Here is a 13,988-nt window from a genome sequence, read left to right as displayed (position 1 = left end):
TGCATGCAAGAATACTTCGAAGCCTTACCACAACTTCTCACCTCTGCCCCTCATTTACTAAGTTTTGTAACATTTTATTAGGGAACAGGTGGTTATATTCCAAAAAGTCAAGAGGGACAAGGGTTTTATTTAAATTTTCTTTTATTTCCATTACTTTTATGTATATTTACCTTTCCAAAAAAACCTCCGTGCGTTCTGCACAGAGGAATTGTTTATCCATTCTTAAGGGGGATAAAGTGAAACTTCCATCCGAGGGGGTTTGTTTCATCCCCCTCGGATGGTTAGTTGAACCAATCGGACCTTTAGGGGCAGTTGACCCCCACCTAAACGTCTCGATTAAGTAACTTTATGAGGTGGGGGTTTACTGCCCCTTAAGGGTGGGATAAAACGATTGGTTTAACTAACATGATCATCCTTCCACACTTCCCCATCTTTATATGTGAGCTGTTCAGGATAACGTAGGTCCATTACTTCATCCTGTAGCTTTTGAGATGGCGGCTTTGTGCTTAGTGAGACAATAATATTCGTTAGAATCGCAGCAGAAGCTCCAAATACACCAGCCCCCGTGTCAATAATACCAAGAATCGTGAAACCGCCAAATTTAGCAAGGAAAATGTAAGTTAGCGTGACAAGTAAGCCGACTACCATTCCAGCTATGACGCCAGGTGCGTTTGCTCGCTTCCACCAGACACCGAGAATAAGTGCTGGGAAGAATGTACCTGAGGCAAGCGCAAACGCCCATGCGACAATCTGTGTGATCACGCCGGGAGGATTGAGAGCAACCAGTCCTGCAACAACTGTGGCAATTAAAATGGACCATCGCGCCACGGCCATCCGCTTTCGCTCGGTTGCCTTTGGATTGATAATTCGGAAGTAAATGTCATGTGAAAAAGAAGAAGAGATTGCAATTAATAGTCCTCCAGCTGTTGATAAGGCGGCGGCCATTGCTCCTGCCGCTACGAGGCCGATAACGAAAATGCCAAGATCAGCTATTTCAGGCGTAGCCATTACCACTATATCATTACTGATAGCGATCTCCTGCCATTGAAGAATGCCATCCCCGCTCGTATCAGCCATTGTGAGCAAGCCGGTATTTACCCACTTTTCGGTCCATGCTGGCAAGCTCTCGATAGGACTACCAGCAACCTCTTTCATCAAAATGAAGCGTGAAAACGCCGCGTACGCAGGGGCTGATAAATAGAGAAGCCCAATAAATAATAGAGCCCACGCTCCGCTCCACCTCGCTGCTTTCATCGTTGATACCGTATAGAAACGAACAATAACGTGGGGGAGACCTGCTGTACCGGCCATTAAGCTAAACATCAGGGCCATAAACTGCCATTTCGATGCGTTTTCAAACGGCGCAAAGTACTCGGATAACCCGAGTTCTCGATCAAGTTCCCCTAGTTCGGAAACGACATTTCCGTAGCTAAGCCATGGAATAGGGTTATTCGTGATTTGAAGAGACATAAAGATGACCGGAATCAGGTAGGCGAGAATTAGAATAATGTACTGAGCCACCTGTGTCCAGGTAATCCCTTTCATCCCGCCAAATGTGGCATAGATGGCAATAATGACCACACCAATCATAACACCAACTCTAGCATCCACTTCAAATAATCTCCCGATGACGACACCGGATCCAGCAAGTTGCCCGATCGAGTAGGTAAAACTGATAATAATGGTAGCAATGGCTGCAATGACGAGGGCTGTTTTACTTTGGAAGCGGTCACCAATGAATTCAGGCACCGTATAACGGCCATATTTTCGAAGCTGTGGTGCTAGTAAAAAGGTAAGCAGTAAATATCCGCCTGTCCACCCCATAATATAAGCGAGCCCATCATATCCGAGCACCATGACAGTTCCAGCTAATCCAATGAAGGAAGCCGCACTCATCCAGTCTGCGCCAATCGCCATCCCATTATAAATTGCCGGCACTCCGCGTCCGGCTACAAAAAACTCCGACGTCTGCTTCGCCCGGTTATAAACAGCAATTCCGATATAAAGACCAAACGACGCAACAATAAGTAATAATGATACTAGAAATTGCGAATCCATCCTTTACCCCCCTTATGATTGTAAGGTCTGCCCTTTAGATGCTTTTGCTTTTTTCTCTACTAAATTGTATTTCTGATCAATTCTATCTGTTATGTAAGCGTTAACAAATAATAAAAGAATAAAAACGAGAATAGATCCTTGAGCCCCCATAAAATAATGAAGAGGAAATCCATTAAACGTATACTTCGCTAACGTTTCAGCAAATAAAACCACACCAAACGAAACGCCAAACCAGATTACGAGCAGGATCGCAATTAAGCGAACACGAGATTTAAAGTAAGCATCCGCCTTCTTCTTATCGATTTTTCTCATCACATTACCTCCTCATTACTATTATTTTAAATTAAAAATAAGCTCCACAGTTTCTACAAAACCAAGTGGCACACGTGCAATTTCCACTATGAAATAAACGCCCATTATGCCTACTGGTAACAGTAAATACAGTGGCTTCCGTTTTCTAATTGTCATTGCTAGACTTAATACAGCCACAGCTAGTAATACGTATAAAATGATAGAGCCTCCTTCCGAAAAGTAGTCTGAATTTTCTATACTCTTCATTATCTTTCTATAGGAAATAGATGTCAATGCGACTATTTTCCCAGTAACTGTATTTAAGAGCTATCATTAGATCTACCCTTAAAAATACAAAAACTGCTCAACGTTTGAGAGGTCACCTAATAAGCTCGCTATTTCCCGGGAAAGGTCGAATGGTGTCATCCTTGTTTTCCAAACAACAAAAAACCCCGATTTCTCGGGGTGATAGGCTTATTGAGAATCCTTTGAATCTGATTTCTCTTGATCTGATTTTTGATCGTCAGATTTTTCTTCAGCTTTCTTGGCATCTTCTTCAGCTTTGTCCTCAGCATCTATTTCTGACTCTGTACCTTTATCTTCTACCTCAGTACCTTCTGAAGCTGATGGATTTGATACAGCATCTCCTGTTTGTTCTTGCTCAGGTCCTTCAACTGCGGATGAAGGCTGGTTAAAGACATCAAGCGGGTTAACAGGGACTCCGTCTTTACGAACTTCAAAATGTACGTGAACGCCTGCATCAGTATCGAACGTGTTTGTTCCTGCTGTACCAAGCTTATCGCCCTGGGTTACTTTATCACCCTCAGCAACTTCTAGCCCGTCAAGAGATTCATAAACAGTGACAACGCCATTTTCATGTTCAAGATGAACGACATTTCCAAGTAGCTGATCGTCTGTTGCTTTTACAACTTTACCACTCATAGCCGCCTTTACATCAAAGCTCGCTCCATCTTCTTTAGCGTAATCAATTCCTGCATTCTGGTAGTAGGTATTATTATAGAAAACGAGAGCTGCTTGTTGTTCTTCTGTGCTTGCTGCTGTATCGTAGAATTGTTTTTGCACAAATACACCACTATCTTCTGATGCAGGAACTTTAAAGACTTCTGAATCACCTAGAACTGGGACCGACTCGTCTTTTGCGTCAAAGGCACTTCTTTCTTCATCAATTCCACTTAAATCACGTGGTTCTGCATTTTCCTGTCCACCTTGCATCCAGAGAACAGCTGCCAGAACGATTGCTGCGAAACCAAGGTACACTGCTGGATAGATCCAGCGTTTTCTTGCTAGCTGCTTCCATTTAGAAGCGCTTTTTTCAATAGGATGAGATCTTTGTTTTTCATCTCCCATTTGTTCATCACCTCAGCAACATTGTGGTCAGGTTGCGAGGTTTATATACACATTGTTAAAAAAATATCTATTTATTTTTCGACAAAGGGATTTATTTTATGCATCAATCGGTTTATCTTTTCAATTTCTACCCCGTTATAGAGGTATATTGGGAATACCGCATATCCCTGAAACCCTTTTCCTAATGCCATTTCATTGTACTTAATCAATAAAAGCCGCGTATGCGGCCTTTTCTGTATTACTTATCTCTGTGCCGTTAAATTACTAACATACCGATCCATTTCGCTAATCGTTACGCCCTGATAATAATGCTTTACGATATCTTCATACGGTTTCCCTTCCTCAGCCATCCCATTCGCGCCATACTGACTCATGCCAACGCCGTGCCCATAACCTTTCGTCGTTACGATAATTTCATTACCACTTCTTTCCCAGTTAAAATCAGATGAACGCAAACCGAGAAGATCACGAATTTCTCGACCTGAATACGGTTGACCATTTACAGTAGCTTCGGCAACACGTTTCCCTTCTGTAAGGGTTTTGATCGTCCCAATTGATCCATCAGAAGGAAGAGCCACACCTAGCTTTTGCTCAAATTCACTAACCGTGAAGGTGACCGCATCCTCATATTTAGGCGATTTAAGATCCCATGGACTTTCAACGCTCCGTAAATAAGGGGCGGCATTTTCCCAGTAGTCCTCTGAATTCTCGGTATAACCATTACTTGTTGAGAAAAAAGAAGCATAAATCGGGTTCCCATCGTACGTTAAAATTTGACCTTCTGTTTCATTGACCGCTTCTTCAATTTTAGTATATTTTTGTTCAAAGTCTTCTCCCCAGGCTTTCTTCAGTTGCTCCATATCTTTGTACACCTGATCTTGAACGGTATCTGTTACGACCGCGCTCCCTGGAAGATCTCCCGGTGGATTGGTCAGCTTAGCGACGACAAAGGTTCTCGCCGTAAGCGCCTGAGCTTTAAGAGCCTCTAGATTAAATTCCGCCGGCATTTCAGCTGCTACAACACCTTTCACATATTCCTCAATCGGTACACTCATCGTTTCTGACTTTTGTGATCGATACACGGGGACAGCTACTGTTTCTTTCTCTGAAACCTTCTCCTTCGTTATCTCGCTAGCCGGAGCTCTCTCATTTGAACCGTAGGGTAAAACGAGAAGCGATGGCAGCAGGACAATGATCGCTGCAAATAGAACAAGCGTGACAAAAGTCTGTTTCATTCGCATGCCTCCCTCTAGATTGTTACCCCTATCATCGTATGGAGGTGGACAACCATTTAGAACAGAAATCAGGACTGACGAAACGAGAATAAGCCGGAAAGAAGGCTATACTTCCATTTATTTTTATAGGAACTTTTCAGCATAAAAAAAACCGCAGCCACAGCTACGGTTCTCATTCATTATGCAAATTTAGGTTTCATATTAACAGCTTGCTCATCAGAAGCTTCTGTAGCAGCTTTCTCGTTCTCATCAATACGAACGCGTTCAACATCTGCTCCAAGGCTTGCTAGCTTCTCAGCGAATTCTACATAGCCACGATCGAGGTGCTTAAGCTCATCAACACGGGTATAGCCATCGGCTACAAGGCCAGCGAGAATGAGGGCAGCTCCAGCGCGTAGATCAGTTGCTGAAACTTCTGCACCCTGAAGTGTAGAAGGTCCTTCAATGATTGCTGCGCGACCTTCAATCTTAATATTACCATTCATGCGGCGGAATTCTTCCACGTGCATGAAACGATTTTCAAATACAGTTTCTGTAATGACACTTGTACCCTTCGCTTGAAGCATCAGTGCCATCATCTGTGATTGCATATCCGTCGGGAATCCGGGATGAGGCATTGTTTTCAGGTCAACAGGCTTAAGTGTTTCTGGTCCTACAACACGAAGGCCAAGCCCTTCTTCCGTAATTTTAACGCCCATTTCTTCCATCTTCGCAATAAGTGGGCGAAGGTGTTCTGAAACTGCGTTCTCGATAAGTACATTTCCACCTGTGATCGCTGCCGCAACCATAAATGTACCTGCTTCAATACGGTCAGGAATAACAGCATGCTCAGCTCCAACAAGCTTTTCAACGCCTTCGATACGAATTGTACCTGTTCCAGCGCCACGTACTTTTGCTCCCATTGCGTTCAAGTAGTTCGCTAGACAAACGATCTCAGGTTCTTGAGCGACGTTTTCCATCACTGTTGTACCTTCTGCAAGAACGGCAGCCATCATAATATTTTCTGTTGCTCCTACGCTTGGGAAATCAAGATAAATTTTTGCACCTTGAAGTCTCCCTTTAATAGAAGCTTCAATAAATCCGTTACCGATTGTTACCTCTGCACCCATCGCTTCAAATCCTTTAAGGTGCTGATCGATCGGTCTTGAACCAATCGCACAGCCGCCGGGAAGTGCAATGCGGGCATGACCCACGCGGGCCAAAAGAGGTCCCATCACAAGAAACGAAGCTCGCATTTTACGAACTGCTTCAAATGGTGCTTCTGTTACCAATGTTTTAGTTGCGTCTACTTTTATCGTATTACCATCTATTTTCGTGTCAACATTCAGATAGCTTAATACTTCACTAATCGTGTGTACATCTGAAAGGGCAGGCACATCATTTAAAGTGCTTTTGCCTTCACCTGCCAAAATAGATGCTGTGATGACGGGCAAGACTGCATTCTTAGCTCCTTCTACCTTGACAGAGCCAGACAATCTTCTGCCACCTCGGACGATGATTTTTTCCAACGTATTCCCCTCCGCGTCCTATTTGTATATTAATATTCAGTCGTAATTATCGGTGTGCCAATTGTAGCGGTAATTCCGCCGCCTATTCCTGTATTGCGTAATGCTATTTGTATGTTCATTCTCTGGTTGTTCGTTACAAGATCTGCTTCCCACTCTTTATGGTATGCGGAAAGAGATACAAACGTCTCTTCATTGACTTCTTCGACCTTTGAAGCGGAGAAAGCTCCTAACAGCTTGTCTGCTTCATTATACAAAACAATGTCCATTGTAGCATTTTTGCTGCCCTGAAAACAAGTGAAAACAGGGGCTTCTTCCGTGACTAATTGTGTCATTTGCGCCTTAAAACGTTCGTACGTTGTTCGCCATTCCTCCTGGTGAAACCCGGAAATTTCCATGTGATAAATAAGATAAGTGCTCATGCGATTGTTTTCCGGATAGGAAATGAGTGTAACTGTTTCTTTTGTACCCTTTTCAGCGTCCACTTTTGTCCCAATCAATTTCAATTTTTCGTCACTCTTTGTAGGGGCACCCCATTTAAAGCCCTGTGCTCTCTCAGAAAGCGTTGACGTAATACTTTTGTACCCTAACGAATCCGGCATGAAACGCACTTTTTCCCTCGTGTAAAATGACCAACGATCAATTGTGTAATCGTGAGTCAGTAAAACGTTCGCCATTTCGGCTGCTTTTACTTCCGTATCGTCTTCGAATGAGACAGATGTCCCAGTTGAAAAACTTCCCAGAAGCATAATGGATAGTAGTCCGATTAGAAGCTTCATCATTACCCTCTCCCCGTTCAGGTCTCTTATCTTTCAGTGTGACCACAGGGAGAAGCGGCATACATGGAAGTTGTAGTCAGTTCCCGACAAATTCCGTGCGAAACTTCTGAAGTATATATGTTTGAGTAGTGTGTACAAAATGAGATAAACGACCGCTTGCGCTTTTCTTGTCTAAAAAAAATACTGAAGACGGATTGACCAGTTGTAATAATCAAGGAAGAAATTGCTTGCGAGGGAACCAATGCTAAGGGTCAGCAGGATCATGAGGACTTTGGCTTGTGGACTGTTTGGCTTTTTAAAGAAAATATCGAACCGAAAAGTCTGGAGCGCCCACCAGGTAATAAGTAAAAAAACCAGGTTAATCACAATCGAAAAGATCGATTGCTGCGCTAGTGCTTCTGTCATCGCTTTACCTCCCCTCTGCAAATGCCCCTTCGACAAAAGCATTTTCCCATCTAAAAGCCTATTATAAAAGATTTCATCTACTATAGATATCCTACTTTACCCCTATTAATAAAGGTTTTTTTGTGAAAAATAAGTATTTATAGACATAATATGTATTTCACCTCCGAAACAAACAAAAAACAGCAGGTCTACCTGCTGTTCTACCGATTAAAAATCTCTAGAAACTGAAAATGATCATGGATAAAGGTTAACGCAATGGATGGAAAGATACCAAGTAAGACAGTTCCTGCAGCCGTAATGGCTAGGACAGCAGTTATACCATTAGAAGTGTTGATTGGTAACTTCTTTTCGGATGGCCTGAAATACATTTGAACTAAAAACCCAAAATAATAAATGTAGGAAAGAACCGTACCAAACAGCATGGCAATCGATAAAATATATCGCTTCGGCTCCGTACCGAGCGCACTCATGAAGATTTCGAATTTCCCGATAAACCCCGCAGTCAACGGAATACCTGCCAGTGAAAGAAGATAGATCGTCATCGCTATGGTCAAATAAGGCGATCGTTTAAATAAACCTGCAAAGGAAGCCAGTGTAACCTCTTCCTTTTCTTCAGAAAGCGCATGAATAACAGCAAAGGCACCCAGGTTCATTAATAAATAGGCGACGAGATAGAACCAGACTGCGTCAAAGACTAGCTCTGAGAGCGCAGCAAATGGAACAAGAAGGTAGCCAGCATGCGCAATGCTTGAGTAGGCAAAGAGTCGCTTCGCATTTAGCTGCCTTAGCGCAATCACATTTCCAATCAAAATCGTAAGGACCACAACGAGAACGAGATACGGTCTTACTGAGACAAGAAGAGTTTCATAACTAATTCCCTCTGGCGTAATGATCTTTCCTGTTCCCGGAGCAAAAACAAATGGCACCATTAAGATCCGAAGCATAATCGCGAAACCTGCCATTTTTGATACAACACTGAGAAACGCGGTTATGGGCGTTTCAGCACCCTGATAAACGTCTGGCGCCCACATATGAAATGGAGCAGCGGTTATTTTAAATGCAAGACCAAAGAAAATCATGAGAAAGGAAAATACAGCCAGATAGCGGTTTTCAGTAACAACGTCACTTGCCATCAACCCTTGAATTTCATAAATATTTGTCTCACCAGTTAATCCGTACAGGTAGCTCATTCCGAACAGTGTAATGGCAGTAGCAATACCGCCATTTACGACATATTTAAATGCGGCTTCGTTCGCAAATGCATTTGTTTTTCGAATTCCAACCAGGATGTAAGAAGAAAGACTTAACAACTCAAGTCCGACAAAGAGCGTAATCAGATCTGCACTCGATGCCATCATCATACCGCCAAGTAATGCGGTTAACAGGAGATAATAATACTCCCCTCTTACTTCAACGAGATCATCAGCCGATGGTAATCCGAGCAGGAGAACAAAGCCAGTTCCAATTAGCATTAATAATTTGAACGCTTTTGCGAACGAGTCGAGACGATAGGTTTCATTAAGGATGGAAACGACGCCATTATCGAACTGAAGAACGAGACAGACAATCGCCGTACCAATTCCTGCGAGCGAGAGCCAGGCAAGAAGTGTACGGTCTCTCTCTCTTTTCATAAAAAGGTCAAGTAGTGATAGTGCGATGGCTGTTAGGAGAATAGTAAATTCCGGCATCATGCTGCCCCATTGATACTGCAGCAACGTATCCATGTTCATACCTTAACCCCCTATCCCGAGTGTACGAGCGATTTGTAGTGTATTGGAAAGCAATGCAGGGTACACGCCGATCCAGATAATCATACTGAGAAGAATGGCTGCTGGGACTAATTCGACCGGTGTTAAGTCTCTTTTCTGATCAAAATGAGGCTGTCGTTTCCCGTATGTAATCCCGAGCACCGCTCTCAGCATGTAAACGGCCGTCAGGATTAATCCGAGTAAACCGATACCACCAATCACCGGCATCGCTTCAAAAAGCCCAAGGAACGCCAGAAATTCACTTATAAAACCGCTCATTCCAGGAAGCCCGAGAGAAGCTAGACCTGCTGCAAGCAGAAATCCTCCAAATAACGGTGTCTGACTCGCTATCCCTCCCAACTCTTCAAGCTTTGTCGTCCCGAAACGGTCAATTAAGACACCAACTAGTAGGAAGAGAAGCGCAGCAATTAATCCGTGTGAAATAGTCTGAAAAACGGCTCCTTGTAGTCCAGCTGTATTAAATGCCGCAACGCCAAGGACGACAATGCCCATGTGCGAGATCGAAGCATAGGCAAGTACTGCACGGAGCTCTGTTTGGACAAGCGCAATAAAGGCACCGTAAAGGAGATTAATCACTCCTAGAATTGCAAGGATGACAGCCATTTCTCGTAGCTGCTCTGGGAAGAATCCCGCTCCGAAACGGATTAATCCATACGCCCCTATTTTTAGAAGAACCCCAGCATGAATCATGACGACAGCGATTGGTGCTTCAACGTGAACCCGTACCATCCATGTATGAAGCGGAACGATGGGAAGCTTCGTGCCAAAGGCGAGAAGCAGAAGAATAAACAACCACATTCTCGTGCCTCTGGATAGGAATTCAAGTGAGTCCGTTTCCTGCAGCAGCATTGTGAGCTCACTAATATTCGTCGTTCTCATTTCAACAAATAACACGATAATCACAATTAAGAGAAGAACCGATCCAAGTCCGTTATAGATCAAAAAGGAAAAAGCAGCCTTTTCCCGAGCAAACCCTCCCCACTTTCCAACAAGAAAAAACATCGACACAAGCGTGATTTCAAAAAACAAGAAAAAGAGGAACAGGTTTTCACTTGAGAAAACACCCAGTATTCCAAACTCCACCGTTAGAAAAAGGATGTAGAAGCTCTTCACGCTTTCCTGTATACGCAGGGCCGCGAATGAAGCAAGAAAAGTAATGAGCGCAGCAAGCATGAGAAACAGAACAGAAATACCGGTAACACCAAGATTATACGTAATCGGATATGGCTCATTCGGGCTAACCGACGTCATCAGTTCGAACCAGCTATGATACTCACCGAACTGGACTTCTGCTGTACTCCGATCAAACAGCCCGAAGACGAGAAGTGTCAGCGAAAGTGGAAGGGCTGTTCCAAGTACCCCAATCATTCTAACGAAGCGATGATTAGCAGGCATCACGCTTAGTAGGACAATTCCAAGGAGAGGTGAGAAAATGAGTATTGTCAGTAAATAGGACTCTGTCATTGGAAATAACCCCCTAAGGCTGCGATTAACACAAGGACGATCACGATCCCAGAGAACGCAATCGTTCCATACGTCTGCACCTGACCTGATTGAATGTTAACCCCAGCTTTGCCGAGACGCTGCACCATTCCTGTCAGTGCAGCCGCCCCTCCTTCGATAATAAACCTGTCAACGTACATCCAAAAATACCCGAATACCCGCGTTCCTCTAACAAAAACAACCTGATACAATTCATCGATGTAGTACTTCTTTTCAAGAAGCCGGTGGACACCTTTTGCATGGAGCCAGTCTCTAGAGAGCGTTTGTCTAGCATACATGAGCCACGCAAGTCCTATGCCGCTTATAGCAAGAAGACTTGCGATAACCGGGATCCACACAGGTGAATCATTGTGCATAAACGTGACTGCATATGGTGTGGTCTCAAGCCAATCACCAAGAAAGGTGCCAAACCAGTGCGTCTGGATGTATCCTCCGAGGACAGCAAGGCCGCCGAGAACCACCATTGGAATCATCATGACACGTGGTGATTCTTTCGCATCACGTGACCCCTCGCCAGAGAAAACAAGGAAATAAAGTCGGAACATATAAAAGGCGGTAAGAAAGGCCGTCAGAAGAGCAATCGCAAACAGGATATAGCGTCCATCCGCGTATGTGGCTGCGAGAATTTCATCTTTACTAAAAAATCCGGATAGAAGCGGAAAGCCTGAGATAGACAAACTCCCGATTAAAAACAGGCCAGCGGTTTTCGGTAGCTTTTTGCCGAGCCCGCCCATCTTGTGAATGTTTTGCTCGTGAACAGCATGAATGACACTTCCGGCTGCCAAAAAGAGTAGCGCTTTAAAAAAGGCATGTGTTGTCAAATGGAAAATGCCTGCCGTGTATCCCGCTGCGCCTAGTGCAAGCATCATATAACCGAGCTGGCTAATCGTCGAATAAGCAAGGACTCGTTTAATATCCTGCTGCACGAGCGCGATCGTGGCAGCGAATATTGCGGTTACACCGCCCGTCACCGCCACCGTCGTCATCGCTGCTTCAGAAACAGAAAAGAGCGGATACATCACGGCCACAAGGTACACTCCTGCTGCAACCATTGTCGCTGCATGGATCAGAGCGGAAACCGGTGTTGGCCCCTCCATAGCATCAGGAAGCCAGGTATGGAGTGGGAATTGACCGGATTTCCCGGCTGCACCAATAAAGATTAGAATCGCTGTCAGCGTGATCATGGAAGGGGCGATGTCACCACTTTGAGCTGAGTTGAAAATCTCATCAAGCTCGAGGCTTCCTGTTTGCCAGAACAAAAGAAAGATCGCTGCAAGAAGACCGATGTCTCCAATCCTTGTTACGATAAACGCTTTTTTCGCAGCGGCTTTCGCTTCAGGTTTATAAAAGTAAAAGCCAACAAGGAGAAAGGAACAAACGCCTACTAGCTCCCAAAAAATGTAGAGCTGAAGCAGGTTTGGCGATAGTACAAGCCCCGTCATTGAAAACGTGAAGAGCCCGAGATACCCGAAGAATGTCGCATAGCGCTCATCATTCGCCATATAGCCGATAGAATACATATGTACGAGAAAGCTGACGAGCGTCACAATCACGAGCATGAGGGCATTGAGCGGGTTAACTTCAAGGCCAACAGTTAGCATGACCGTATCGATTGAAAGCCAATTTGCTTCGATTAACTGGTTTCCGTTCCTCAGATGACTGAACAGGACCATGATTGATAAAAGGAATGCAGCACCTGTCAGGATCGTGCCAACTGTTCCTGCTTTTTTGTAGATCATTGGCCTAGTGAATAAAATGATGAGAAACGATAGAAGTGGCAACATGGGAATTAGCCAGACATAATCCACTTTTATGCCCCCTTCTCTACTTTTTGAGTGTGTTCATTTCATCAACGTTAACAGTTGCTCTGTTGCGATAGAGCGAAATCAGTATTGCCAGGCCTACAGCTGCCTCCGCTGCAGCCACCGTTATCGTAAAAAGTGAAAACACCTGTCCACGAATCGAGGCGCCAACACCGTATTTCGCAAAAGCGACAAGATTCAGGTTGACTGCATTTAGCATCAGCTCGATTGAAATGAGGACAATGACAGCATTTCGCTTCGTTAATGCGCCATATAGCCCCATACAAAAAAGAAGCAGAGCCGTAACGAGAAAGGCCGATAGCGGGATCGAACTCATAGCTCCTCACCTTCTTTTTCCTTGCCATCTTTTTTCGCAAGAATGACGGCTCCGACGAGGGAAACGAGTAGCACAACGGAGACAAGCTCAAACGGAATCACATAATCAGTAAAGAGCATGATCCCGATCTGTTCGGTATTTTTTTCATGAAGATTTTCTGCCTGTGGTCCAAGCGATAGGTTTCGTATTCCGAAGAAGATCACGAAAAAGAAGATCGCAATGCCTGTAAATACAAACCCTTTCTTCGCCCATCCCGTTTTTGGCTCTTCTTCCGAATGTTTAGTTAGCATAATTCCAAACAGCATAATAATCGTAATCGCCCCTGAATAGATCAAAACTTGAACAACAGCTACGAATTCTGCTGATAACAGAATAAATAAACCGGCGATTCCGAGAAACGTCAGGACAAGGGCCATCACCATGTGGATGACTTTCGTAAGATTAATCATTAGCAACCCACCGGTGATGGTCACAAGGAAAAGGAAGATAAAGATCAGCAGCTCACCAGTCATACTTTATTTTCCCTTCTGAGATTTGTATCGTTCTCATCGAGCCACTCGAGGTTTTTAAAAAGGTCATCCCGGCTGTATTCTGCTAACTCGAAATTGTTCGTCATAATGATTGCTTCCGTTGGACAAACCTCTGTGCACAAATCACAGAGAATACAAATCTCAAAATTAATGTCATAGGTTTCAATAATTTTTCCTTTTTTATTCGGATCCGGGTGAGGCTTTCCGGTTAATGAAATGCAGTCAGTCGGACAGATGGCGACGCACTGATTGCAAACGATGCATTTCTCAGGATAAAATTTCTGAATGCCTCGAAACCGATCTGGCATTTGAAGCGGTTGATCCGGGTAGGAATAGGTCACTTTCTCTTTCGTTAGATTGTTGAGTGTGTAAGCCAGGCCCTTCGCAAGTCCGCGCATGTTGTAAT

Annotated in this window: 13 protein-coding genes; all 13 read right to left on the bottom strand. The window is 44.1% G+C overall.

From position 1 onward, the window contains the following. Positions 1 to 396 precede the first annotated feature (396 nt). The 13 genes from ABFG93_RS12890 to nuoI all read right to left on the bottom strand — a co-directional run bounded on the left by ABFG93_RS12890 (position 397) and on the right by nuoI (position 13,980). Positions 397 to 2,058 carry a sodium:solute symporter family protein gene (locus ABFG93_RS12890; protein ID WP_347548426.1) on the bottom strand — a complete coding sequence of 554 codons (1,662 nt, stop codon included), beginning with the start codon at positions 2,056 to 2,058 and terminating at the stop codon, positions 397 to 399. A gap of 12 nt (positions 2,059 to 2,070) precedes the next feature. Next, entirely contained in the window at positions 2,071 to 2,370 is a 300-nt protein-coding gene (locus ABFG93_RS12885; protein WP_347548425.1) for a DUF4212 domain-containing protein, read from the bottom strand. 453 nt (positions 2,371 to 2,823) lie between these two features. Continuing rightward, positions 2,824 to 3,717, bottom strand: coding sequence for a M23 family metallopeptidase (locus ABFG93_RS12880; RefSeq protein ID WP_347548424.1), 894 nt, complete (start codon positions 3,715 to 3,717; stop codon positions 2,824 to 2,826). Between the two features lie 242 nt (positions 3,718 to 3,959). Beyond that, the gene (spoIID, locus tag ABFG93_RS12875) at positions 3,960 to 4,958 is read right to left on the bottom strand and encodes a stage II sporulation protein D (RefSeq protein ID WP_347548423.1); all 999 of its coding nucleotides are present in this window, start codon (positions 4,956 to 4,958) and stop codon (positions 3,960 to 3,962) included. A 173-nt stretch (positions 4,959 to 5,131) separates the two neighbouring features. After that, positions 5,132 to 6,460 carry a UDP-N-acetylglucosamine 1-carboxyvinyltransferase gene (murA, locus tag ABFG93_RS12870; RefSeq protein ID WP_347548422.1) on the bottom strand — a complete coding sequence of 443 codons (1,329 nt, stop codon included), beginning with the start codon at positions 6,458 to 6,460 and terminating at the stop codon, positions 5,132 to 5,134. A gap of 29 nt (positions 6,461 to 6,489) precedes the next feature. Beyond that, on the bottom strand, positions 6,490 to 7,239 hold the full coding sequence (locus ABFG93_RS12865) for a YwmB family TATA-box binding protein (RefSeq protein ID WP_347548421.1): 750 nt from the start codon (positions 7,237 to 7,239) through the stop codon (positions 6,490 to 6,492). 168 nt (positions 7,240 to 7,407) lie between these two features. Next, positions 7,408 to 7,641 carry a DUF1146 family protein gene (locus tag ABFG93_RS12860; RefSeq protein WP_347548420.1) on the bottom strand — a complete coding sequence of 78 codons (234 nt, stop codon included), beginning with the start codon at positions 7,639 to 7,641 and terminating at the stop codon, positions 7,408 to 7,410. A 200-nt stretch (positions 7,642 to 7,841) separates the two neighbouring features. Then, positions 7,842 to 9,371: an NADH-quinone oxidoreductase subunit NuoN gene (gene nuoN / locus ABFG93_RS12855; protein ID WP_347548419.1), complete on the bottom strand. Its 1,530-nt coding sequence runs from the start codon at positions 9,369 to 9,371 to the stop codon at positions 7,842 to 7,844. A 3-nt stretch (positions 9,372 to 9,374) separates the two neighbouring features. After that, positions 9,375 to 10,874, bottom strand: coding sequence for a complex I subunit 4 family protein (locus ABFG93_RS12850; protein WP_347548418.1), 1,500 nt, complete (start codon positions 10,872 to 10,874; stop codon positions 9,375 to 9,377). Then, on the bottom strand, positions 10,871 to 12,697 hold the full coding sequence (gene nuoL / locus ABFG93_RS12845) for an NADH-quinone oxidoreductase subunit L (RefSeq protein WP_347552837.1): 1,827 nt from the start codon (positions 12,695 to 12,697) through the stop codon (positions 10,871 to 10,873). The genes ABFG93_RS12850 and nuoL overlap by 4 nt, the downstream gene beginning before the upstream one ends. Before the next feature lie 40 nt (positions 12,698 to 12,737). Then, positions 12,738 to 13,052 (bottom strand): NADH-quinone oxidoreductase subunit NuoK, encoded by a 315-nt coding sequence (gene nuoK, locus ABFG93_RS12840; protein WP_347548417.1) that lies wholly within the window; start codon positions 13,050 to 13,052, stop codon positions 12,738 to 12,740. Next, positions 13,049 to 13,564: an NADH-quinone oxidoreductase subunit J gene (locus tag ABFG93_RS12835; RefSeq protein WP_347548416.1), complete on the bottom strand. Its 516-nt coding sequence runs from the start codon at positions 13,562 to 13,564 to the stop codon at positions 13,049 to 13,051. The genes nuoK and ABFG93_RS12835 overlap by 4 nt, the downstream gene beginning before the upstream one ends. Further along, on the bottom strand, positions 13,561 to 13,980 hold the full coding sequence (gene nuoI, locus ABFG93_RS12830; RefSeq protein WP_347548415.1) for an NADH-quinone oxidoreductase subunit NuoI: 420 nt from the start codon (positions 13,978 to 13,980) through the stop codon (positions 13,561 to 13,563). Before nuoI ends, ABFG93_RS12835 begins: the two co-directional genes overlap by 4 nt. Positions 13,981 to 13,988 lie beyond the last annotated feature (8 nt).

Origin of the sequence: Pseudalkalibacillus hwajinpoensis (assembly GCF_039851965.1) — a bacterium.
GTDB classification, from domain to species: Bacteria; Bacillota; Bacilli; order Bacillales; family Guptibacillaceae; genus Guptibacillus; species Guptibacillus hwajinpoensis_E.
Note: the sequence above shows the minus strand (reverse complement) of the source record. Positions and strands in the feature narration are given on the sequence as shown.

Bases quoted from the DNA above. Each gene is read 5' to 3' on its own strand.
- ABFG93_RS12890 (WP_347548426.1), bottom strand. From the start codon at position 2,058: ATGGATTCGCAATTTCTAGTATCATTATTACTTATTGTTGCGTCGTTT.
- ABFG93_RS12885 (WP_347548425.1), bottom strand. From the start codon at position 2,370: ATGAGAAAAATCGATAAGAAGAAGGCGGATGCTTACTTTAAATCTCGT.
- ABFG93_RS12880 (WP_347548424.1), bottom strand. From the start codon at position 3,717: ATGGGAGATGAAAAACAAAGATCTCATCCTATTGAAAAAAGCGCTTCT.
- spoIID (WP_347548423.1), bottom strand. From the start codon at position 4,958: ATGCGAATGAAACAGACTTTTGTCACGCTTGTTCTATTTGCAGCGATC.
- ABFG93_RS12865 (WP_347548421.1), bottom strand. From the start codon at position 7,239: ATGATGAAGCTTCTAATCGGACTACTATCCATTATGCTTCTGGGAAGT.
- ABFG93_RS12860 (WP_347548420.1), bottom strand. From the start codon at position 7,641: ATGACAGAAGCACTAGCGCAGCAATCGATCTTTTCGATTGTGATTAAC.
- nuoN (WP_347548419.1), bottom strand. From the start codon at position 9,371: ATGAACATGGATACGTTGCTGCAGTATCAATGGGGCAGCATGATGCCG.
- ABFG93_RS12850 (WP_347548418.1), bottom strand. From the start codon at position 10,874: ATGACAGAGTCCTATTTACTGACAATACTCATTTTCTCACCTCTCCTT.
- nuoL (WP_347552837.1), bottom strand. From the start codon at position 12,697: ATGTTGCCACTTCTATCGTTTCTCATCATTTTATTCACTAGGCCAATG.
- nuoK (WP_347548417.1), bottom strand. From the start codon at position 13,052: ATGAGTTCGATCCCGCTATCGGCCTTTCTCGTTACGGCTCTGCTTCTT.
- ABFG93_RS12835 (WP_347548416.1), bottom strand. From the start codon at position 13,564: ATGACTGGTGAGCTGCTGATCTTTATCTTCCTTTTCCTTGTGACCATC.
- nuoI (WP_347548415.1), bottom strand. From the start codon at position 13,980: ATGCGCGGACTTGCGAAGGGCCTGGCTTACACACTCAACAATCTAACG.